General features: G+C 39.2%; 13 protein-coding genes. 3 read left to right on the top strand and 10 right to left on the bottom strand.

Translation table 11 applies throughout. The annotated features are described in order from the left end of the window. Positions 1-208: 208 nt before the first annotated feature. Entirely contained in the window at positions 209-1,675 is a 1,467-nt protein-coding gene (locus tag ACOB80_RS20375) for a hypothetical protein (RefSeq protein ID WP_473167722.1), read from the bottom strand. Positions 1,676-1,805: 130 nt separating this feature from the next. Here ACOB80_RS20375 and rluF point away from each other — a divergent pair, with 130 nt between their 5' ends. Then, positions 1,806-2,552, top strand: a complete 747-nt coding sequence (rluF, locus tag ACOB80_RS20370; RefSeq protein ID WP_473167721.1) for a 23S rRNA pseudouridine(2604) synthase RluF — start codon at positions 1,806-1,808, stop codon at positions 2,550-2,552. A 24-nt stretch (positions 2,553-2,576) separates the two neighbouring features. Here the strand turns inward: rluF and ACOB80_RS20365 are convergent, their stop codons facing one another. Then, the gene (locus ACOB80_RS20365; RefSeq protein ID WP_473167720.1) at positions 2,577-4,598 is read right to left on the bottom strand and encodes a winged helix-turn-helix domain-containing protein; all 2,022 of its coding nucleotides are present in this window, start codon (positions 4,596-4,598) and stop codon (positions 2,577-2,579) included. A gap of 136 nt (positions 4,599-4,734) precedes the next feature. On the opposite strand from ACOB80_RS20365, the gene ACOB80_RS20360 reads away from it, so the two are divergent. Beyond that, positions 4,735-6,087 carry a S41 family peptidase gene (locus ACOB80_RS20360; protein ID WP_473167719.1) on the top strand — a complete coding sequence of 451 codons (1,353 nt, stop codon included), beginning with the start codon at positions 4,735-4,737 and terminating at the stop codon, positions 6,085-6,087. 64 nt (positions 6,088-6,151) lie between these two features. Here the strand turns inward: ACOB80_RS20360 and ACOB80_RS20355 are convergent, their stop codons facing one another. Beyond that, positions 6,152-8,035, bottom strand: a complete 1,884-nt coding sequence (locus ACOB80_RS20355; protein WP_473167718.1) for an SUMF1/EgtB/PvdO family nonheme iron enzyme — start codon at positions 8,033-8,035, stop codon at positions 6,152-6,154. Positions 8,036-8,279: 244 nt separating this feature from the next. Between ACOB80_RS20355 and ACOB80_RS20350 the strand changes: the two genes are divergently transcribed. Continuing rightward, positions 8,280-9,302 (top strand): energy transducer TonB, encoded by a 1,023-nt coding sequence (locus tag ACOB80_RS20350; RefSeq protein ID WP_473167717.1) that lies wholly within the window; start codon positions 8,280-8,282, stop codon positions 9,300-9,302. Positions 9,303-9,322: 20 nt separating this feature from the next. Here the strand turns inward: ACOB80_RS20350 and ACOB80_RS20345 are convergent, their stop codons facing one another. The 7 genes from ACOB80_RS20345 to uvrA form a co-directional block, all read right to left on the bottom strand. After that, positions 9,323-10,210 carry a spermidine synthase gene (locus ACOB80_RS20345; RefSeq protein ID WP_473167716.1) on the bottom strand — a complete coding sequence of 296 codons (888 nt, stop codon included), beginning with the start codon at positions 10,208-10,210 and terminating at the stop codon, positions 9,323-9,325. Between the two features lie 6 nt (positions 10,211-10,216). Beyond that, positions 10,217-10,831 carry a fused MFS/spermidine synthase gene (locus ACOB80_RS20340; protein ID WP_473167715.1) on the bottom strand — a complete coding sequence of 205 codons (615 nt, stop codon included), beginning with the start codon at positions 10,829-10,831 and terminating at the stop codon, positions 10,217-10,219. A 139-nt stretch (positions 10,832-10,970) separates the two neighbouring features. After that, on the bottom strand, positions 10,971-13,403 hold the full coding sequence (locus ACOB80_RS20335) for a PKD domain-containing protein (RefSeq protein WP_473167714.1): 2,433 nt from the start codon (positions 13,401-13,403) through the stop codon (positions 10,971-10,973). Positions 13,404-13,442: 39 nt separating this feature from the next. After that, the gene (locus ACOB80_RS20330) at positions 13,443-14,336 is read right to left on the bottom strand and encodes a hypothetical protein (protein WP_473167713.1); all 894 of its coding nucleotides are present in this window, start codon (positions 14,334-14,336) and stop codon (positions 13,443-13,445) included. Between the two features lie 613 nt (positions 14,337-14,949). Continuing rightward, positions 14,950-17,061, bottom strand: a complete 2,112-nt coding sequence (locus ACOB80_RS20325; protein ID WP_473167712.1) for a winged helix-turn-helix domain-containing protein — start codon at positions 17,059-17,061, stop codon at positions 14,950-14,952. A gap of 1,993 nt (positions 17,062-19,054) precedes the next feature. Then, positions 19,055-19,849, bottom strand: a complete 795-nt coding sequence (locus tag ACOB80_RS20320; protein ID WP_473167711.1) for a crotonase/enoyl-CoA hydratase family protein — start codon at positions 19,847-19,849, stop codon at positions 19,055-19,057. Positions 19,850-20,005: 156 nt separating this feature from the next. Beyond that, complete coding sequence (gene uvrA, locus ACOB80_RS20315) at positions 20,006-22,828, bottom strand: excinuclease ABC subunit UvrA (protein ID WP_473167710.1); 2,823 nt, start codon at positions 22,826-22,828, stop codon at positions 20,006-20,008. Positions 22,829-22,902 lie beyond the last annotated feature (74 nt).

Raw genomic sequence — 22,902 nt, 5'->3', positions numbered from 1 at the left:
TGTAGGGTTTAGAATGTCCTACTCTCGAGTAGAGGAAAATTGGTTAATAGAGAAAGCCAACAGTTTGGCTTTATCCCAATTTTTCAGCACGAGCTCTGCGAGTGATAAGTCTATTGCTAAGCACCTATTTAGAAAAACCCGTAGCTAACGCTACGGGTTTTTTGCTTTTTACGGCTCCGAAAATCTATATGCAATACACGTATCGAGTCTAAGGACTTCCTTTTACAAAGTTAACCTCACTTATTGCAGTAGTACCTGTACCGACAATCATTGAGTTCGCTTTAAATGTATAAGTGCCGTCAGGCCAATATTCAGGGACTAAAAAAGAACTATTGACTACGTTAGAGCCATTTGCATTAAGTGTTGATGTGGTAGGTGTGGATATATTGAAATGTGTCCCATCTGGCATAGTAATAAACTCCCACAATAAGAAAGGTATGGTACTAGGATTAGGATTGTCTATTAGCGTACTAAAGTTCAATGTTCCCCCTGATGACGGAATACTCACATTATCAACACCTGTGGATAAGGAAATGTTGCTACTAGGGGAAATAGGCTCACCGATCGAGATTTCAGTAACGTCGGCAATGATTAAACTTTGTTGTCCATTATTATAAGAATAGAGATCTATAGTTGCTTCTTCATAGTCAATTAAATTGATTGACCATGAATCTTTTAGCGGTGAAGGGGAGCTAGAGAAGTCTTCTTTAAAAAATAAAGAAGCGGTGAAAGCTGGGCTTTGCATAGGGTTATTTAACATATGCGTTGGTGTAAATTCGGTTACTTCACTATTAAAAATCATGTTTCTAGTAAAGTTACCGTTGTTATGATCAACTGTGTCGCTGTTCAATGTCAGAAATTCATAGAAGTTTTGGGTCTTAAAGTTTGAATCGAATACCGTACCGTCAGCTAGTTTAACGTTAATCCCCGCACCCAGTGTTAAATCTGTGTCCCAATAATTAAGACCGGTATGAGCACTTGTATCTTTATCTATATCATATGACAAGGTTGCCTCAATCACATCTCCCACCATTACCGTACTATTTTCGACATAGCTAACAGTCGCTTTAAAATTAACAGTAAACAATTCAGGTTTACTTGGTGATACGGGAGCACTAGTGGTTATGTTTGTAACCTTGGCAATTATCTCATCCCCCATTGAATTACCTATGTAAAACTCTTTTACTTCATAATCATTAAGATTAGTCGACCAAGTCTTTTTGTAACTTAACGGGGTGTAATAGATCACTTGATCTAAATGAAGTCCCAATATATCTATATTAGGTAAAGCTGTTGGTCCAGTAACGACTAACTGATTTGACGTAAAATCATTGCTATATCGATGTAATTCGTTTAGAAGCGCTACAGCGTGTGAATGAATAGATACTCGAGGGTTCATCCCATTCGTGGTGCTGATAGTGGTGCCATCGGAAAATGTCACCGTAATGTGACTTCCAATGTCACTATCGTCAAATGTGTTGAATTGGTGTTGTCCAATATTGAATGCTCCCGTTATAGAAGAGCTGTATTGAAGCGTAATATCAAATGACTCGCCTGGTGCGTATTGACTGATATTACTTTGCAGTATCTCGGCTTGAAGGTTTATCGTTAGATTGTTAGCTAAACAGCAAAAACTAGCAAAAAGGGTACTGATAAAGGCTGTAATAATTCGCATCTTTCTCTCCTTGAAAAAGTCATGTGAGTGCGTTTTCGCATACATAAAAATAGTAAAAATATTGGAACTCGCTAGTGGTATGATGCTAGTTGCGATAAAATTTCCGCATGATAGTTAACAGAGAATTCTTGTGTCGTCTGAAGGCAAACGCTTAAACAAATATATTAGTGAATCGGGCTTCTGCTCAAGAAGAGAAGCAGATCGGTTAATAGAAGCTAATAGGGTCACTATTAATGGCAAATCGCCTGAACTAGGCACCAAAGTAATGCCTGGTGATGATGTTAGGGTTGATAACAAGTCGATAGCTGCAACGGCTAAAAACAAGTCAGATCGTGTTTATATCGCTTATAACAAGCCGATCGGAATTACCTGTACGACTGAAAAAAAGGTAAAAGGCAATATCGTTGATGCTATAGGCCATAAGGAAAGAATCTTTCCTATTGGTCGTTTAGACAAGCCGTCAGAGGGCTTAATCTTTCTTACTAGTGACGGTGACATAGTTAATAAGATATTGCGTGCTGAAAATGCCCATGACAAAGAATATGTTGTAACAGTAGATAAACCTATTAGTGAAAGGTTTGTTAAACGCATGTCTCAAGGTGTACCTATCCTAGGAACTATTACTAACCCTTGTAAAGTAACGCCACAAGGTAAATTTGTTTTTAGAATTGTTTTAACACAGGGCCTAAATCGTCAAATCCGTCGTATGTGTGAATACTTAGGCTATGAAGTTAAAAAGCTTAAGCGCGATCGTATTATGAATGTGAAGCTTGGTAACTTAAAACCTGGTCAATGGCGTGATTTAACAGATCAGGAAATGAAAGAAATCAACGATTCAGTTAAGCATTCTAGGAAAACTTCTAGTAAATGTGATTAATAGGCAACATAGTCTAACTAATTGCTACTTATAGCCTAGCTTTAAAATATCATTTTGACGTAATTCAGAAACGACTATCGCTAGGCTTTGATCATCACTGATAGTTGCTATTGTCGAGTTCCCTTTATCTTCAAACGAAGTTTTCTGTATTCCTTTATTTTCAGACCAGCTGTACCAATTAGCGTCATTCTTAAACTGAATAAATGTCGTAATTTGATGACGAATAATGCGCTTCACACTAGTTTCAAATGTAGTGTGGAGTTGCCAGGCACCATTATCATTTAATCGTTTTAGTTCTTTGCCTATTACAAGGTAGGTGTTTCCTGACTCACCAATGAAAGGATAACCTGAATCATAATTGCCGAGCGATTCAATGGAATTATCTTTAGTATTCAGTTTTACGAGTGTTTTAGTCTTTGATTTAGTTTGAAGCACAAGTAAATGTTTGCCGTCTGGGAACCATGAAAGTACGCGTCCTTTACTACTAAGTCGTTTTGGTTGTTCCTGAAATGAAGTTTCCACCCAATAGATGTTATAGCCAACTGAGAAAGCTAATTCGTTACCTGAAGGGCTCCATATGCTTTTTTCTACATTAAGGTGCTGCTGCTCATTCGCGAATACTCTTTTAGTCTTGTTTGTGCCGAGATCTTTAATAAACAATTGAGGTAAGCCAAAGCGCGTCGAATAAAAAGCGAGATGACCGTTGTTTGGTGAAATAGAAGGGAAATAATCCATTCCATTACTGTTTACTATAGATTTGACGTTATCACTATTGGCGGTATGTAGGACAAAGTCGGTATCTAGTTTTGAAGAGATAAGGTAAAGGTTATTGCTAACTTTAGAAGGTTTTACAAAGCGAATGAATTGGTAGTGCTCCAAATCAATCTTATTTATCTCACCTTCGTCATTTAATTGAAAAATCTCTCTTCCGCTGTTTAAAGAAAAGCTATTGTTTTGCGGCAGATATTCGATACTAAATCTTTGCTTAGTGTCTAACAGAAAATAGTCAGACTCGTGACCCAACGAGTTTGTCGTAAGAGAAACGAGCTTTATAACAGAGTCATTGTCTTGATTTTGCCCAGAAACAGCTAATAACTGTTGCTGTTCATTCATTGCGATATCGTACGGCTTAAAGTCAGCATCGCTTTGTAAAAGAGTAGTATTGGCTAAATCGTTTAATGATGTTTTGATAACATCGAAATTACCGTCGCTTTTTTCAATATAATACAAACTAGAGTCGAAGATTCTAATAGTACTTATCCAATCACTATTATTGTTTTCGATAACTTTTGATTGCGTGATTACTTGGTGATCACTATCGAGCCTTAAATGCCAAATTGCCCAACCTTTATTAAATACTTCGACATAATATAAATCTTCATTAGATTCTCCCCACGCCAAGTTTCTAATATTTTGTTGAGCAATATCTAAAATATGTTCTTCGCCACTTTCGAGGTTCTTTAGCCAGATGGCTCTTTTGTTCTTATCCATTTCTCGAGTAAAAGCGAGCTTATCTTCGGCAGAAGAAAGAGCAATGAAGTCTTCTATTGCGTCAGTCGCAGTTACGGGTTGTATAGATGAAATACTTAAGGTGGTATTGGACGTTTTTGTTTGTGGAAATAAGTAAAGCAGAAAAAGAGTGGCTAGGATCAAACCGCCAACAACCATTTCAAACTTTCCTTTTTGTTCAAATAACTTTGGCTTTTGTTCTTTAAATACTACATCAGAATTAATGCTATAACCGATTTTGGGGTGAGTAGCGATAATTTGCTTATTGTTATCATCTAATGCTTTTCTTAATTCAGCAATGCAACGTCTTAGCGAGTTGGGGTTAAAAATGGATTTAGGCCAAACTTCTTCAAATATTTCCTCTTGTCGAACGACTTGTTTTGGATTTTGACAAAGGCAGAGCAATACTTGCATCACCTTAGGTTCGACAGAAGTCGATTTGGTATTGTTGAAGATGACACCTCTTTTAGCATCAACACTAAAATTACCAATTTGGAAGATATTGTTGGTTAAATAAGCTTTATCAATATAACTCAAACTAATCGCTATCCTTTGATTTTAATCGTCTTAAGCTTTTCTTAAGGAAAAAATAACACTTCCTCTATCGCTTTTTACTCAGTTATTTATACCGTGAGCAGTGTATGTGATTTACCAACGTATGGATATAAAAGACATGAATAAATTCAAAAAAATCAAAGTACAAGTGCTCGCAATAATATTTGCTCTCATAAGTGTTGAAGTTATGGCAGAGCAGTCCGACAGCATTACTATTGAGCAACAGGTAAGTGTTATGACAGAACTGAAAAAGTCTTTAGCAGAGCACTATATTTACTTGGATAAAGCTGAAAGAGTCGGCGTGTTGCTAGATGAATTAATAAAAGAGCGAAAGCTAGCTGATATAACAGACAAACTTGCTTTTACTAAAGCGCTAACTAAAGAAATTCAAACAATACTTAACGACAAACACTTCCGCGTTATTATTCCGCGCCCTAGGCCGAATGATCAGGACCGTAATGTCTTAGATACACATGTCGAAGTGCTCACGCGTTTTAGAAAGGGCGGCTTTCAAGATATTAAAATACTAGAAGGTAATGTAGGCTACGTGAAAATAGATGGTTTTAGGGCAGAAGATAAGCATCAAGTTGATGGCCTAATGACTTACCTTAGAACCGTAGATGCCATCATTTTTGATTTAACGAACAATGGCGGCGGTGGCCAACCGGTAAATTATTTAAGCAGTTATTTTTTGCCTGAAAATACACTGATTGGTAAAACCTATCATCGCAAGAAAGATACATGGACAGAGCTTCGTGCTGAGCCCGTAGAAGGGGACAGGAGGTTAAACGTACCTTTGTTTATTATAACTAGTGATTTTACGTTTTCAGCGGCAGAGGCCTTTACCTATAACTTACAAGCTCGTGGCAGAGCCACTGTTGTTGGAGAAATATCGGGAGGAGGTGCGCATCCAACAGCATTCTTTCCTGTAAACAACAATGTTGCTGTATTAATGCCTAATCGCCGTTCTTATAATTCAATTACCCAAAGCAACTGGGAAGCTAAAGGCATACAACCAGAAGTGTTAACAACGGAAGAAGAGGCCTTTGATAAAGCGCATCAGTTAGCAAAAGTAGCCGCTAATGAATACAAAACAGAGCGTTTCATTGAACTTAAAAAATTGCTTGCCAGTGATGTATATTCGGATACGGTTCAAGAAAAGGTTACTGAGACAGTTAGTGATATTATCTACCGTAAACATGCGGAACCTTTTATGATCCCGTTCTTCGCGCGTAACTTCAAAGAGAAAGGCAATATTACTGCAGCTAGGTTTCTACTAACAGCCAATGCCTTGTTATACCCTGATTCGAGTGAGGCTCACTTCTTGTTAGCAGAATTTTCGAAAGAAACTAATCGCACTAACTCAGCGAAAATACATCTAGCGAAAGCTATAGAGTTAGGACAAGGAAACCAAGAGGATCTTAAACGTTATCTAGCGTTAGAAAAAGAGTTGCAGTCCAAGAGCCTCTGAGTGCGTTTTAAGGACAAAAAAAGGAGCTATTAGCTCCTTTTTTTCTCAATCTATTTTCGCGGGATTAGTTCTCGCGAAGCGCTCTAAAACCAACATAGTTTGAACGAAAGCTTGGAGAAAGCTCTAATCTTACCGACGTTCTAGCAAGCTTAGGAGCAAAGTTCCACGCACCGCCACGAGCTACTGTTGTAACGCCATTGGTTAGTTCCCAAACATTACCTACCGTGTCATATAAGCCTAACTTATTTGCACGGAATGACTTGACCGGCGAAGTACTTACATTCGACCATTTGCTACCACAGTAAGCACAGTTTGCTTTACCATTGCCAATGTCGTTACCCCACCAGTAGTTTTCTACGCTACCTGCGCGAGCAACATATTCCCATTCCATTTCTGAAGGTAAACGGTAGCTTCGTTCTGTTTGCTTAGATAACCACTTTAAGTAAGCTTTACTGTCTGCAACGCTTACACAAACAACAGGATGATCATCAGTTTGTTTAAAGCCTGGGTTGCGCCAATTTAACACGCTGTTGTATTGCGGTTGGCCATCGATAAATGCTGCACAACCGTTACCGCTTTCAGCTTCAGTAACATAATTTGTTGCTTTAACAAATAATTTGAAATCACCTACAGTGATTTGATTTTGACCAATAGCAAATGGTTTTAAAATTTCTTCGCCGCGTGCTGGTTTTTCATTGCGTAAGCCAGCGCCTTTCAGATCGCCCATTTTAAAGCGACCAGCAGGAACACCAATCAATTCAGGGCCAAGCTCGTCACCTACCAAAATGTCCTGAACTTTTTCGCCGTTAGAAAAATTAAATGAAGCTTTTACTAACTCCGCTTTAACTGTCATATTTTTGTTTAAGCGGATTTCTTGTTGGTAATCCATATAACCTGGCTTGGTAATAACAACATCATGGATGCCTGAAGAAAGCATAACTGAAAGCTTCGTAGAACCATAGCTAACGCCATCAATGAACACTTCATCGTCGTATTGATCTGAGCGAACCGTTAGCTCATACATGACGCCGTCATCACTAAAATTTACTTGGTCACCTGCTTCGAGGTTTACTTTAGCCGTTGAAGCGTGCTCTTGATTATAAGTACAGTAGCGAGCAGATAAGTTTAACAGCTTACAGGCTTCAGCATTTGGTAACGAGCCCGAAAGGTCAACAGCAATTGTTGTACTGTAGTTACCTTGACCACTAAATTCACCTGATACAACTTTGTGCTTTAATAAGCGAACTTGAGCTGCTGAATCATTTTTGTTTGCGTTAATCACGCTAGACTCTGTTGCCGCATCAAAAAGGCTATCAATAAACTGTTTTGACGCTTTTTGCTTAGCTAAACGATTGCTACGAGTAATACATTGTTTTAAGGTTTCTTGAGAGTCACAAGTAACTACTTGCGTAGCTTGTAATTGATCTTGCTTTTCAAATTCGCTTTGCAAACGTTTAACACGGGCAATGCGAATCTCTTCAACTAATGCTTCTCTGGCATTAGCTAAGGTGAAACGATCTACATGGGCCTGATCAAGTTGAGATTTAAGTTCAGCCAGCAGAGTTACAGAAGATTTAATATCGTCTTTGTTTTGCTTTTGATTAAGTATTGCTTGGCGGTAAGCGTTTTGTGCTTGAGCGATATCTTGTTCTGGGTTATCAACGAGCTTCTCATACTGCTCATTCATGTTGAGTAATGCGGTATCTCTGGCTTGTTGTAACTCACCACCTTGATTACGTAACTGAGCTAGTTTTTCAGTTTCGTCGTCTACGCGTTGTTTTAACGCATTTAACGAAACAATAAAGTTCTCATATTCTGTTTCTTTATTACCCAGTTGAAGTTGGAGACTTTCAACTGTGTTACCACCAGAGGTAGTTGATTCAAAAGCAAATGCTTGAGAGCCAACTGAAATACAGCCAACCGTAATTGCGAGTAAAGCCAAGCGCATGTTAATTTTTCCTGAGCGAATTCGAGTATTTAACTAGCTTTCTAAGCATTCTTTATAGTGCTTTTGATTGCTAGCATTACTTCAACTTAATCATTGATATAATTCTAATAGCATCAATCATATTGATTCATTAGGCAAAGCGCAAGTGCTAATAAAGGAAAGCGAAAAATTGGTAAAATAGTGTTAAATCTGAGTAAAATAGCCGCAACTTAAAGCACTCGCAGTTAAAACAAGGAAGTTTAAAATGAATATTGGTCATATACTGTTGCTACTCGGTTTATTTTCTAGTGGCGTTGTTTTTAGTCAAGGATGGCAAATTGAAAAGCGTTCACACGTTAAGTTCCCTCCAAAACAAGCCCAAAAAGGTGTTAATGGCTGTGCTACGGTGCAGTTTTTTGTCGACGAAAATGGCAATACTCTGTTTGTAGAGCCGCTACGCTATATTGAAGACAGCGATTTTGCGAAGTCTGCTGTTGAATCAGTAAAACAATGGAAATACACCACAAAAGAAACGCCAAGTGCTGAAAGAAAAAAAGTAACGATCGATTTTGCCTTATCAACGGGTTGGGATAACCAAGGAAAGTGTTATGCCGAACTTTCAAATGAACCCCATGATATTGCACAGTTTCGCGATCAGCGAATGTCGATAAATATTGACTTTAGCGACACCGAACAACTTTTTAATGACCTAAACAAAGCTGCTGTGGTTATGTCTAATATTGAACATCGGTTGATGTCTAATAAAGCGAATGGACATTTCCCTTTTCAAAACTTAAACGAGTTACAAGTTCTAAAGAGCTACGATGGATATACGTTGAAGGGCCTTCTTGAAGAACTCATCCAGTCTTATGCCTCATCAAGCGCTACAACTTTAAATAAGAAGTCTAATAAAGAAGTAGACGTAAATTCGCTGCCTGTGAAAGACGTAATGTATGCATGGAAGCACTGGCAAGTGCGTGATATGTCAATAGGGTTGCCTGAAAAGCTATATAGTGAAGTTAGTCACGAATTATTACTAGTTGAAGTTGCCGTAGATGACAGCGGTAAAGGATACCTGCTTGATACCTGTCGCACGCTTTCGCCAGAGCTAGAACAGGCATTAGAAGAAACGGTAAGCAATTGGCAAATAGCGAAAATAAGTGAACAAGCAAAAGGCTTTAAAATGCTTTGGCAATTACCATCGCCAACTGAAAATGGTGCCTATATTCATTGTGATGATAGTTGGCACCCAGAGTTCAGACCACAGCAGTACAGTCAGCGTAAATAGCTAACTTAATTTGCCAAAGGCTATTGATTTAACAAGTTCGCTGGTGAAAATTGATCGGTAAGTGGTTTAGTGTCGTTTGGCCAATCTTTTTCATCGGCGGTAGACGTCATGTAAGTACTTATAGCGATTATATCAACGTCAAATGGCTTAAGTTTTTCTCTTAATAGTCGCGCTCTTTTATCTATATGCTGTGCACTCGGTAGCCCTCGGTTGGTGGCTAAAATCACGCGATTACTATTTTTTAGATTTCTGATATTAAAAAAGTCACCAAACACCTGATGATAAGTTTCTGACTCGTAATCGTATAATCGACTTATTGAAAATGTGTTGGCAGACAGCACGCCATTAGGCGTTAACAAAGCTTTGGTTTCTTCTAAAAACTCCTTGGTCATTAGATGCTCTGGAATGTAGTCGCCATTAAAAGCATCTAAAATGATCCAGTCATAGCTTTTCTTTTTTAAACCTGCGCGCTTAACAAAAATACGCGCATCTTGCGCACTCGCGGTTATTTTCTCGTTTTCAATAAAGGCAAAATACTTTCGTGCTACCTTAAGAACCGCGGGATCAATGTCGATATTGTCGATGTAGGCCTCAGGGTACAACTGGTGGATTGCGTTAGACATAGTGCCGCCGCCAAGACCCAGAATTAATACACTTTTTGGCGCTTCTTCTAAGGCGAGTAAGCTCGAAAACAGCAGTTTCGTATAATTAAATACCATTTTCTGCGGGTTGCTTTTATACATACAGCTTTGGTTCGTTTTGCTGCTTTTCACATTAAAGCGTAAACATCTAAGGTCGTAAGTATCTTCAACCAGTATATTTCTATACAAGGAACGCTCTTTATGAACTGTTTGAGCGTTTGCTAGTGTTGGGATAACTAAAAAAAGTAAAAAAACAATATTTCTCATGCCCTGTTATCCTTTTTGCTTGTGCCAAATAACGGCAAGCAGCCCTAAGGCAATTAACAACACGCTATAGGAAACGATAATGCTGTTCACTTCAAACCAAAGCACAAAATAAAATGATGTCATAATGGTGCCAAGTGCACTACCTAACGTTGACACAAAATACAGCACACCCGCTGTTTGGCCACTACTATTTTTGTCGGTAACCAGCAATCTAACTGAATAGGGAGATATCATTCCGAGAATAATTGTTGGAATAAAAAAGAGCGCCATACACGCAACTAAAGAGCCATACCTTGCGTCTTCAATTGCCATAAAAATAGTTTCCATAATTGGCACGGCCCACAAAGCTATCGGGGTTACCGTAATACCGGCTGTAATAAAAATAAGGCCGTATTTTTTTAGTGAAGCTTCTTTGGTGGAAAGCTTACCGCCAACTAAATAACCAATAGAAAGGCTGAGCATGAACACGGCAATAATGCTACCCCATATATGAACACTACTGCCGAAGAATGGCGCTAATATTCTGCCACCTAATAACTCAATTCCCATAATGCTAAAGCCTGATGAAAAGGCGAGAAAGTAAACTAAGTAGTTTTGGAAGGTAACCGTGTTATTCTTCATTTATTATTCTTTTGTTGCGATAAAAAGCAGCAAAAGACTATCGCAAAGTGTTGCATAATGCACCATTTTGTTTGTTATATAAAATAAAAAAGCCGGGCAATAACTTGTCCGGCTTTAGCGTTAGTTAACACCAGAAAAACTAGTTTAATGTAACTTTTAATGTCATTCCTGCTCTTACACCAGCAACAGTCACATATTGATAGCCTGATCCTGGATTATTCACGGTAATTGATTCAGCATTACTTGAGCCAATTGAGCGCTGATCGTAACTTGAGGTTGTCGCCCAGTTACTTGCTTTATAGTAAACATCACCATTACCTGTGCCATAGTCACTTTGTATAGAAATACTATTGGTTCCGGCTGGAACGTATATATAGTAGTACTGCACGCCATTTGGGTTTGTGGTTGAAGGAACACAAATAGCGTCACCACTGGTTAAACTCGAGCTTGTTTGTGGCCCTTCTGTGCTACAAGCATCTTCAAGGTTACCTGAGCCGCCACCCGTAATAGTAACTGTCGCAGAATCAGTGCCCGTAGCACCTTGGTTATCTGTAACCGTTAATGTTGCAGTATAAGAACCCGCAGAAGAATAGCTCTTGCTTGGATTCGGGCTCGTTGAGCTAGTGCCATCGCCAAAGTTCCAGCTGTAAGAAGCTATTGAACCATCAGGGTCGTTTGAGCCATTGCTGTTGAAACTAATGTTGCCATTAACGGCTGCAGAGTATGGTCCATTCGCGTTTGCATTTGGAGATAGATTGCCGCCTGTGCCACCACTAATATTAACTGTGTAGTCTTCCACTTCACCTGAGCCAATGTTGCCACAAGACGAACTTGCTGCACCGTTATAACGCATCACAACACGCATTCTCGTGCTAGTAACACCTGCCGCTGAAGTAGGAATTGACAGTGATGCATTCACCGCCGAATTACCACTTTGACCGTTTAATACCTGCTCGTTCGCGTCGGTGAAATCACCATCTTTGTTAAAGTCGATCCAAACTGACCAATATTCGGTATAAGAATTGTTGGTAAATCCTGGTGTAAAGGTAAAGCTGTTACTGCCAGTACTTAAGCTAGCTGTTTGTGAGGTAAAATCGGTATAAGCCGCTTGGCCTGAAGAGTTATTTAAACCACCGCCAGAAACGCCTGCTATCCACTCGTAGTTACCACCACCAGATGCCGTACAATAAGTAGAACCGCCACCGGTTGTTACTGTTACCGTTGCAGTATCAGAGCTAGAAGCGCCGTTGTTATCCGTTACTGTTAACGTTGCAGTATAGCTGCCAGCAGCAGAATAGCTCTTACTTGGGTTGGCGCTGTTAGAGCTTGTTCCATCACCAAAATTCCAGCTGTAAGAAGAGATGCTGCCGTCAGGATCTGTTGAACCAGAGCTACTGAAACTGATATTACCATTTACGGTGCCTGAATAAGGGCCATTTGCTTCCGCAGTAGGCGATTGGTTAGACGAGCCTTGGCCAGTGCGAATAAACATATAACTGCTGTTATTCGATTCCGTCCATTCATTGACACTGTTGTTGTTATCGACAATAACGCCAAGGTAGTAATCGGTGTTAGGGTTCAAATTACTAGGAATCGTCACGTTACGAGTAACAGTGTCTGGCGTGTTACGAGTTAATGTAACCGTATCTGTGCCAATGAGCGTATCACTTGTAGTAATCGAAGCATTGGTAGAGATGTAATAACCTAAGGTAACCGTATGGCTATTGCGGCCATTGTTTTCTAAGGTCATTTCATATTGAATTTGTTGACCTAAGTCGACGTTATAGCGCATCTCACATTGGGTGTTCCCACAGCTACTTACCGCTTTGGTTGCACTAAGTACACCACCGCTACTATTAAAAAGTCGCGTTCTCCCGTGGCTACTATACTCTCCCGAAGAGCCAATGTGGCGCCAAGCTGCTACAGACAAATCTTCACGATTGCTTGAACCGTATAGTCCAATCAAACCATTGACGGCATCTTCACCCAGATACGAGCGCACTGCGTTGTTACCTGTTGTATGAATATGGGTATAGTCTGAACCCATAATATTGTAGTAGCGGTTTTCATGCGCCAAGCCTATGGTATGGCCAATTTCGTGGATCGCTGTGGTTTCGAAAGAACGGCTATTACCGCCGTAGTTCCAGAAATTAGTTTTATCATCCATGCTGTCATCGTAGCCAACAGTGTTGTGGAAGATAATATCGCCCTCAATGGTTGTGCCACATGGGTTAGTAATGTTGTAGCCAACAGCTGAATTACCACTGTCGTTCCACCAAACTTCACTTTCGCCATTACCCACGCCAACAAGGGTGTCGTTATCTACTTGCAGGCCAATCGTCAGGTTCATGGGTGCGTCATTTACTCGCTGCACCGCAACACCAAACGAGGTGCGCCAAAAGGCATATTGACCGTCAAAACCCGCTGGGTTGGCATTAAAAGTAAAGCCACTACCTGGCCATTTTCTCGGGGTGTTGTTGTTACAATCTGTCCAATATTTATGGGCAAATACTTGTGTGCTGGCGAGTGTACAAACAGCTGCCAACACTAACTTACTAATATACTTTTTCATTGTTTTTCTCGCTTAATAAAAAGATAAAACGTTAGTTGGCTACTTGTTGCCATCGGAAAATGTGCTGTTAAGCACAGGGTTTCCACCATTTTTTCTTAGTTGCTCTAACTCCCATTGATCTTGTGCGCTGCCCGCTGTTTGTGGCGCCGCTTGTTTAGCAATACTGCTTGGCACTTTCGGGCCCGCCATTGCTTGAGTTAGTGCTTTATAAGCGTGAAATGCTTGGTGAATATTAGTGTCTTCTACTTCCACTCGTGCATGAGTGAGCGAATCTCCACTAGGTAATTTTTTCTGGTCGATGGCCTTTAGGTGATCAATAAAGCCGCGAACGCTAGATTTATCTAGGCTGGATTTATGAGTGCCTCGGCGTTGACCTGCCAGTGAGATGTAATCAACACCGCCTTTATCATCAACCACAATCGCTGCTTCATTGGCGGCAAACACCTTGTTGCCGTTAATTAAGAAACGACCGTGCTCGCAATCAACAAAATCACAACCTGTGTCTTTGCGTTTTTGCACCATTAAAATAGATTCTTCATCCATTTTTATCGTGGGTGTATTTGTTGCGCTAAGTTTATTGCCGTTTGGAAATGTACCGCCAACAAACTTCACCGTAATGGTATCGTTTGAGTAGTTACCGCCTATCACTTCATTGACCTGATAAGTAATAAAAGTGTAGGGGATTTCTTCAATCGACATGCTTTCGCTAATATCAACAACCTTGCCATGAAAGATAAGATCAGCTCTTGATACTAAGCTCTTTAAAAAAGAAGGCGATCCACTACCAATAGGTGAGAATCTTGCGTCTTTACTTGAGGGGGAAGCTACTTTATTATCTGCCGCTGCTGTTGGGGTAGCCGCCGCAGAACCTGCAAAAAGTAAACTTGTTAAAAGGAAAATACCGTACCGCGTTCCTGTCGTTATTTTTTTCATTGTTGTTCTCCACAGTAGAGTTTTACTTATATAACCATCCCTGATTTATTCGGCATTCCTTGCCAACCTAGAACCCCATCAACTGACAACAAAACAGTTAACAATAGATTCTATTGTATACAATTATTGATCATAATTTACGTAATTGTTACTTTGGTTTTACAGTTATTTTACGAGTGTATGAAATTGTTAGGTTTTTTATTGCTTTTTGGAATAGATGTTTTCTTGAGTATGACTTTTTGGTGATAGATAAGAAATGAATTTGGGGTAAGTCATAACTTATATGATTCGCTAACTTTTTTATATTCAAGTTGGCGAATCATATATTAATAATGTAAGTCGTCATTAGATTGCTATTCAAATGAACTGTTTGTAATTATCCACCTATCTTAACTAGTTTAGATTTTGGGGTTGAATTACTAACCGTATCTTTTGCGGGCGTTTTTTCACTAATAGAAGTGTGTTTATTGTTGGAAGCTATATTTAATTGCTGTTTATCTAGACTACTTATAGTCTGTAAATAAAACATTAGTAGATAACCGGTTAATTCCATTTTAGTCCTATCCTCATTTTTAAAAAGTTCGGATTGATTATGTTCATAAAAAGTAAATTTTTATTGTAAAATTGTTGTTTCTGTCAAAATTGGTGTAGTTATTTTCCCAATATAGCTATCTTGTTGTTTAATTACGCTAAAAATTAACTCGTCATTAAAACTCTGAATTTGGTGAATAGATTTAGAGCCATCATTGATATCTTCTATGTCTTTTGAAGCCAAATCGAGTTTTCTAAGTTTAAGATTTTCAGTGTAGTAAAGTGCGCCGTTTGAAACGGCCCAAGTATGGTGGCTAGATAAATCAACATTTTTTATATTAATTGAGTCTATGACAGTCAGTTTTTTATTCAAAACTTGAATCTCAGGTCTTTTGAATACTGTTGCATAATAGGATTGTATTGAACAATCGGATTTAAAGGTCGTGATTTCGGTTTTTGCAATTGAATATTGGTGAGTTGTTATGTTGTATTCGATTAGCTCCCACGTGCCGCTGTTCAAAATAGTAATAAATAAAATGTCAGTAGCCCCACATTTCCAAGTAGCATTTCTAATTATATCGAAATTAAGGTGCAGTTTTTCAATTTTTCCTGTAGTTATATCTAGTATGTGAAATAGGTCATCTAGCTTGAATAGAACAAATTTAGCGGTATTTGAGATTCCAATATCAGAAATATAAATATTTTTATTTGAAAAATTTGTAAGCTGATAAAGTTGAGTTGCATTCTTCAACCATATTTCAAATTTACCCGATCTATTGGAAGCAAATACTATGGTTTCTTCTTTTCCAATTTTAATGATATCAGGGCTATGATCAGTAAAAGAAGATGAAACTCTCAAATCAAAAGCATTTTGCTGGACTTTCGTTTGAAAACTATATACGTCAGTCGTAATTTCACCACCGACGGAAAGAATTATCTCATCTTCACTTGTTAATAAAGGGGACGAGATATCTTTTGAATAGACTAGAGTTGGTAAATATTCACCTGTAACAGCAGAGTAGTTGAATAGAGTATTTTTTGAATTAGTAAATAGTAAGTTTCGATTATTAGATTCAGGCCAAACGGCAGAATCCACAAAATGCTCGCCGTTTGTTATATTTGTTAGGCTGCCACTTTCTAAATCTAACATCATCAAATCATTTGTTAAATCATCGTAGTATCGTATAAAGCTAAGTAAATTGCCGTCAGAGTTGACCGATAAATCAAAGTCGCCCTGCATACTTACTGGCGGAAAAGTGAGAGTTTCGACCAGTAAACTATTGAGTTCTAGTCGTTTAATAACGTTAGGTTTTGAATTCTCCGAATAAATATAATAGAGCCATTTATTGTCTGAGCTAACATCTAAAGACGGGTAATTATACTTGTTTCCGCACGAATATACTTTTGAAATATCCTTCTCTTGAACGTCAGATGTTAAAGTAACTTTTTTTATTACACACTCATTCTCTACTTGGCTAGTAAAAAATAACTCATAGGTGTTCGGGCCCCATGTTGGAGCACTATTTACTTTGCCATTACCTACATAGATTGTTTCTTTACTTTCAGTGTTTTGTACTGCTATTTGCGTTAAATTTTGAGAAATGTCCGTGTGAACATAGGCCAAAAATTTTCCATCAAAAGATAAAGTGGGTGAATATTCAGCTCCCTCTTCATAAGTCATTGGTTCAATTTCAATTTCGGTGACCTGAATAACTTCAGGTTGGTTAGCTATTTTATTAAAAATTAAAGATAGTAAGCAGACAATGATGGTTACAATTCCGATCGTTGCAACTTTGACTTTTACAGGAATTTTTTCTGTTTGGTGGAACGGGAGGGTTTTTGAAAGTTTAGGTCGTGGAATAAACTTATAATTACCAACAAACTTGTAACCTTGTTTGGACTGAGTCTTAATATACCTATTTTTTTCGCCACCTAAGAGCTTTCTAAGACGAGAAATTGTCGAATTTATCGTACGATCATCGACATAACGATTTTTCCAAACATCTTGAATTAAATTCTCTCTAGTGGCAACTTCACCATTTAATTGAATTAAATGTAAAAGTAGATCTGAATGCCTTGCCTCCAAGTTTTCTTCAGTGACTTCAGAGGCTGGTGTACTACTTATTTTTATTAGTGTTTTCTTTAGCGGATCAAATAACCAATCATCCAGCTCAATAATACCTAAATCTTCCATGTTACAGCACTCTTCTTATTATAAATGCTACATAATGAAATTAATTTAGTACAAAGGGAGTTTATACTAAATGTAATTATATTGTTAATATTGTGTTTATAACTAAATCACGGAATTTTATACTTTGCAAGCTAGGCATAAATATCACCAAGGCAATAATTACAACTTTTTACTAAGAATGATAACGATAAATATCAACACGCTTGTGAGGGAAATCAGTAGTGAAAATAATGACGAAGTAAGGGGGTAGGTAAAGGTTAAGCCAATGATTAAAGTAAGCACGAGAACGAAGTAAATATTCTTACTAACCTTATGAAAGTTATAAAAATAAATAGAAATTCCTAGAATGCTTATACTGGAGATTTCAAGAGATAACTTCCAAAAAATATACATTGCTAGCAAGGAAAATCCGATGGCTAAACAGCGTTGGGGAAAATGATTTGAGACTTCTTTCTTATTCATCAGTTGGTCACTAAAAAATATTTATATAATTATTTGGAATAAGAGTTAAAAGTGCAAAGAGCGCCGAAGCGCTCTTTTCGGGGTTAGTACTTTTCGACCTTGTCCCTTGGCTTAATTGGAGATGGACCCGGTAGGAGAGGGCCATGAATATCCTCTGGCGAGATAACCGGCGATCGTCCAAAATTTAGCTCCTCGATATCACAATAAACTGAGGTGCAAAGTCCGCCTTGGACTTGTACTTGTTCTTCTTTGTTTAGTGTTTTCATAACATTTCCTTGTAGTTGAGTGACTCTTTTCGAGTCGGGTTGTAGTTTTGAATCTCAAATTTCGTTGAGAGTCAGAACTGAAAATTTCAATTGTTTTTGACAGTCTCACCTTCAGCGTTAAAGTAGTTTTCTGAAGCCAAATCGCTTCTTCGCCTTTTAGGGTCAGTGGATAAATTTAATCGTGAGTAACTTATATTTAAAGAATCGTCGAGGAATGAAAAAGCTAACTTAGGTTTAGATAGAAAGTAATAGCTTTGTTGTTCAGTCTTATTCATGATGGCAAGGCGATAAATGCATAGCCACTTGAAATAATGAAATTCTGCATTTTGCATTGCGATGAATTTTCCTCGCCAGTTGCGCGTGAGGTAAGTGGTTTTATCTAGCCTGGTAAACAATAAATATTTGGGCTTAAAGGTAAGTAAACACACCTGAACAACCAATAGCGTTATCAAGCTACTGAAAAATAGAAAATATACTAGATGGAATGGATAAAAAGCCAAAATTGCTGTTAGCAAAACTACGCTTATAGCGAAGAAATTTATCCTGAAATAAACAAACGTATTCATGAGCTTATCCCTCTGAACAATTGCGTATGAATGTTAAACAGCAATACACATAAAGCAAAACAAGACCCGATAGCAAAACAAACTGAAACAGCCGACAAATGCTCCATGTGAGGAATCAAGGAAATGGAAATTAGTACCACTAAACCGATAGACGACAGGTAATAAAGATTACTCGAGCGATTTGTTAAGGCGCGATAAGCGAGTGAACAATTTATTAGCCACATCAACCCGGTTAGCTGTGTTGAGTTTTCCGCGGCAAAGATAAGTAGAATTAAACCTAGAACAGCATAATTAACTATTATCACTAATGCTGATTTTCTCAATAAATGGTTAGCTCTGTATTGATACAATAGGGGCATAGTCCCACCTTTTATTCATTCCATTTGTTGTGTTATAGCTTCTGATTATAGAGTTGGCAGTTAACACATTTTTCTTTGCAAATAACGTTAGCATTGATTTTGAAGGGGACAATAATGCGCAAAGACTGGTGTAGAAAAAATAATAAGGAACTTGGCTTAATTACCTAAAAACTAAAGATAAAATTAAATATTGTCTTTTTGTTGAATAAATATTGTGGGTAGCTTTTTACATTTTTGAGGTTTAGTTCTGACTCATAAGTTATGAGTTCGAGAGATTTTGGGCGAGCGTCACATTCTGTCAGGAAGCAAAGTGTTACTAAAAGGCACTTAAACTTTCCTATCACTTAAACTCAATATCTGTTTTACCTTGCGCTCTTTTAACGGCAATTTTTTGGTTTTTACCTATGATTACTTTGAGTTGATTGAGGGTTTCTTTGGATAAGATACGTCGGGTTTTAGGCTGCCAGATAGAGTGGTACATCTTTTTGATAGTGCGGTTTGTATCTGGTGAGCGGTTAACCAGTTTTTCAGCTAGCTGCTGGGCTGCTGCAAGTGGTGTTTCTGATGTGTCGGTGACTAAACCAAGGGCGAGGGCGTCTTGGCCTGAAATGGGTTCGGCCGTCATAGCGAGTTTCATGGCTTGATCTTCGCTCATGCACTCTTGTAGTGCGAGTGTACCGCCCATGTCTGGAATTAATCCCCAATGGGCTTCCATTACCGCAAGTGATGTATTCGGTGTCGCAATTCGAAAGTCGCCGCCAAGGGCAATTTGCATACCGCCGCCCCAGCAATGGCCTGATATCGCCATAATTACGGGTACATCTAGCATGCGCCAACCCACAGATACTCGCTGTGCTAAGTTGGCATTGCCTGGTAGCCATTTCCACAATAATTTAATGGCATGTTTAGGGTTGGTCAGTACCGATTTAATGTCGATACCAGAGCAAAAATTGTCGCCATTGCCTGATACTATTACCGCTCTTACCGTTTTGTCTTTTGCTAGTTGCTTAATGGTGCTATCGATAGCGATGAACATGTCCATGTTGATGGCATTGTGCTTTTCTGGGCGATTAAGCTGCACGTACGCAATATGGTTTTCAATCGATAAACTAACTACAGAAGACGAAGAGGGCATGGCTAGGCTTTTATCATTATTTGAGCGTGGCTTTACGTTATCAGATCTGACCAGTTGATGCCAAGTAATAAAAAAGCGCCATTACGATAATCATAAGAGCGCTTCTTAGCTGTGTGTTGCTTGTCGCTTTTTCTGGCTTTTAGTTCCTTACCTAGCTTATAAAAGCGGCTTCAAGAAGCGAGCGGTATGAGAGCCTTCAAACTCTGCTACTTGCTCTGGTGTGCCAGAGACTAAGATTTGTCCGCCACCTGAGCCACCTTCAGGGCCAAGGTCAACAATCCAGTCAGCGGTTTTGATCACATCTAAGTTATGTTCGATAACCACAATGGTATTACCGTGATCACGCAAACGATGAATCACTTGTAGTAACTGCTTAATATCGTGGAAATGCAAACCGGTTGTTGGTTCGTCCAAAATGTATAGAGTTTTACCTGTGTCACGCTTAGACAATTCTTTTGATAACTTCACACGCTGCGCTTCACCACCGGAAAGGGTAGTCGCTGACTGGCCTAGCTTGATATAGCTTAAGCCTACATCCATTAATGTTTGCAGTTTACGCTTCACCGCTGGAATAGCAGAGAAGAAGTCATAGGCATCTTCAATGGTCATATCGAGCACTTGATGAATGTTCATGCCTTTGTATTTTACTTCTAAGGTTTCACGGTTATAGCGTGCGCCTTTACATACATCACATGGTACATATACATCAGGTAAGAAGTGCATTTCTACCTTGATTACACCGTCACCCTGACAGGCTTCACAACGACCGCCTTTTACGTTGAAACTGAATCGACCTGGTTTGTAACCACGTGATCTTGCTTCTTGTGTGCCGGCGAAAATGTCACGAATGTTGGTGAAAATACCTGTGTATGTCGCTGGGTTAGAACGCGGTGTTCTACCAATTGGGCTTTGGTCAATGTCGATAACTTTATCGAGTTGGTCTAAACCTACGATTTCATCGTGAGCCGCTGGCTCAGAGGTTGTGGCATTATTAAGTTGTGTATGAGCTAACTTGTATAAAGTATCGTTAATTAAGGTAGATTTACCTGAGCCAGATACCCCTGTAATACAAGTCATCAAACCTACTGGAATGGTTAAATCTACGTTCTGTAAGTTGTTACCACGGGCACCTTTTAGCTCAACAATTTGCTTCTTGTCGAACTTGGTTCTCTTCTTCGGTACTTCAATGCCTTCTCGACCAGATAGGTATTTACCCGTAAGTGAGTGTTCACAATCTAATACTTCAGCCAGTGAACCTTTGGCAATAACATCACCGCCGTGAACACCTGCACCTGGGCCAATATCAATAATATAATCGGCTGCGCGAATGGCATCTTCATCGTGTTCTACCACGATAACTGTGTTGCCTAAATCACGTAAGTGGATCAGGGTATTTAATAAGCGTTCGTTGTCGCGTTGGTGCAAACCAATAGATGGTTCATCTAATACATACATAACGCCTACTAAGCCTGCGCCAATTTGGCTGGCAAGTCGAATACGCTGCGCTTCACCACCTGATAAGGTGTCAGCACTTCGAGATAGGTTTAAGTAGTTCAGACCAACGTTCACTAGGAAGCCTAAACGGTCGTTGATCTCTTTTAAGATTTTTTCTGCGATTTGGCCTTTTTGCCCAGTTAGGTTTAGCCCTTCAAAGAAAGACAGTGCGTCGGCAATGGCGAGTTCTGCTATTTTGTGCAGCGGCGTGTCGTCGATAAATACGTTACGTGCTTCTAAGCGAAGACGAGAGCCGCCACAATCTGGACAATGTTGGCTGTTTAAGTATTTAGAAAGCTCTTCGCGCACTGCGTTAGATTCAGTTTCGCGGTAACGACGATCCATGTTATTCAAAATCCCTTCAAAAGGATGTTTGCGAATAACAATGTCGCCACGATCATTCATGTATTTAAATTCAATTTCTTGTTTGCCACTACCGCGAAGTACAAGCTCTTGATGTTTTTTATCAAGCGATTGGAATGGTTCGTCGATAGCAAACCCGTAGTGCTCACTTAATGCTTGTAGCATTTGGAAGTAATAGAAATTGCGTTTGTCCCAACCGCGAATTGCACCGCCTGATAAACTTAATTCAGGGTTAGCAATAACACGCGCAGGATCGAAAAATTGTTGTGTGCCTAAACCATCACAGGTTTGACACGCACCAGCTGGGTTGTTGAAAGAGAATAAACGCGGCTCTAATTCTTGCATGCTGTAACCACATTGTGGACAGGCAAAATTAGCAGAGAAGAGCAGTTCTTCTTTGTCAGGTGCATCCATAAAGGCAACACGTGCTGTACCAGCGGTTAAACTTAGTGCTGTTTCAAATGATTCAGATAAACGCAGTTGAATGTCAGGTCTTACTTTTAAGCGGTCTACCACAACTTCAATCGTGTGCTTTTTATGAAGTTCTAGTGTCGGTGGATCAGACAAGTCACACACTTCACCGTCGATTCGTGCACGAATGTAGCCTTGGGCGGCTAAGTTATCTAAAAGCTTAACATGCTCACCCTTGCGGTTTTGCAGTACCGGCGCTAACACCATTACTTTGGTGCCTTCTTCTAGCTCAAGCACCTTATCTACCATTTGCGAAACGGTTTGCGCAGCAAGTGGCTCATGGTGAGTAGGACATCTTGGCTCACCAACACGTGCATAGAGTAAACGCAAGTAATCGTAGATTTCGGTGATCGTACCTACAGTTGACCTTGGGTTATGAGAGGTAGATTTCTGCTCGATAGAAATTGCAGGAGACAAGCCCTCGATGTGGTCAACATCAGGTTTTTCCATTAACGACAAGAATTGTCTGGCGTATGCAGATAAAGATTCAACATAACGACGCTGACCTTCAGCGTACAAGGTATCGAATGCAAGGGAAGATTTACCAGAGCCAGATAAGCCTGTAATAACAATTAGCTTATCGCGAGGAATGTCTAAATCGATGTTCTTCAAATTGTGTGTACGAGCACCACGAACTTCTATTTTTCTCATAACTTTTCCACATGAAATTGCAGCCGAATATTATGGCACAGAACTTTGTTGATCGTGAACAATAATATCGGTTT

This window comes from Thalassotalea coralli, from assembly GCF_055786205.1.
This window is presented reverse-complemented; position numbering and strand designations above follow the sequence as displayed.